Origin of the sequence: Nitrosomonas marina (assembly GCF_900111605.1) — a bacterium.
Lineage (GTDB): Bacteria > Pseudomonadota > Gammaproteobacteria > Burkholderiales > Nitrosomonadaceae > Nitrosomonas > Nitrosomonas marina_A.
Genome location: NZ_FOIA01000087.1, coordinates 1 through 1227, shown reverse-complemented (window position 1 = coordinate 1227; position 1227 = coordinate 1). Strand labels below are relative to the sequence as shown.

Sequence of the window (1227 nt, the reverse complement as noted above, 5' to 3'; positions counted from 1 at the left end):
CTAGTACTCCTTCAATAAAATAACTTAGGATGTTAAAGTTATTCCTCAACAGATAACTATAACCTGTTGAGGATTATGACGATGAGAAAACGCTACGTAGTGAAATTGACGCAGGCAGAACGTGAACAACTTGAGGGGCTTGTTAACAAAGGCAAAGTGGCGGCTTATAGGAGAAAGCATGCGCAGGTGCTGTTATTGGTCGATGAAGGTAAACAAGGGCCAGCGTTTTTCGACAAGGACGCCGCAGAACGCACCGGCTTTAGTCGTCGGACGGTTGAACAGATTCGTGAACGTTGTGTAACGGAAGGGCTCGATAGTGCCCTGGAACGAAAGAAACGGTGTCGCAACCGTTCACAAAAACTAGATGGCGACGGAGAGGCTCGCTTGGTCAGCTTGGCTTGTAGCGATGCTCCCGAAGGTTATGGCCATTGGAGCTTGCATATGTTAGCGAACAAGCTTGTCGAGTTGGATGTTGTCGATAGCATCTCCCACGAATGCATCCGTCAGGTTTTAAAAAAACACCATCAAACCCTGGCGTAAGCGTATGTGGTGTATACCGGCAGAAGGAGACGCCCATTTTGTCTGTCAGATGGAAAGCGTTCTGGAGGTTTATAAAAGGCCCCTTGATCCATTGAATCCTGTGGTTTGTATGGATGAAACGACGGTACAATGTATTAAAGAAGTGCGTGCTCCTATTGCGGCGAGGCCTGGAGAAACAGAACGCTATGATGTTGAATATGAACGTAATGGTGTGGCGCATCTACTGTTATTTTACGCACCTTTCGAAAACTGGCGGCGTATCCAAGTTGCAGATAACCATGCTGCTTGTGAATGGGCAGAAGGCGTACGTCGACTGGTTGAGGAAGATTATTCTAATGCCAACAAGATTACCCTGGTAATGGACAATCTGAATACGCACAGTGGCGCTTCGTTTTATAAAGCCTTTACACCTGAACATGCCAGAAGGTTGTTAAACAAGCTGGAATTTGTTTATACGCCCAAACATGGAAGTTGGCTGAATATGGCGGAATGCGAGTTCAGTGTTTTAAGTCGTCAGTGTTTGGCAAGGCGGTTGTCAGACAGTGAGAAAGTGGCAAATGAAATCACCGTCTGGACAAGAAGTCGCAACCAAAATACCGCACCGGTTGATTGGCGTTTTAGCACTGAGGATGCAAGGATAAAGCTAAAGAGACTTTATCCTAATTTATTAAGTTGAAGGAGTACTAG

At 45.9% G+C, this 1227-nt stretch carries 2 protein-coding genes; both read left to right on the top strand.

Going from position 1 to position 1227, the window contains the following annotated elements; translation table 11 throughout:
* Positions 1-81 precede the first annotated feature (81 nt).
* Entirely contained in the window at positions 82-540 is a 459-nt protein-coding gene (locus tag BMY62_RS15855) for a helix-turn-helix domain-containing protein (protein WP_177170429.1), read from the top strand.
* Between the two features lie 4 nt (positions 541-544).
* Positions 545-1216 carry an IS630 family transposase gene (locus tag BMY62_RS15850; RefSeq protein ID WP_090662252.1) on the top strand — a complete coding sequence of 224 codons (672 nt, stop codon included), beginning with the start codon at positions 545-547 and terminating at the stop codon, positions 1214-1216.
* Positions 1217-1227: the final 11 nt, after the last annotated feature.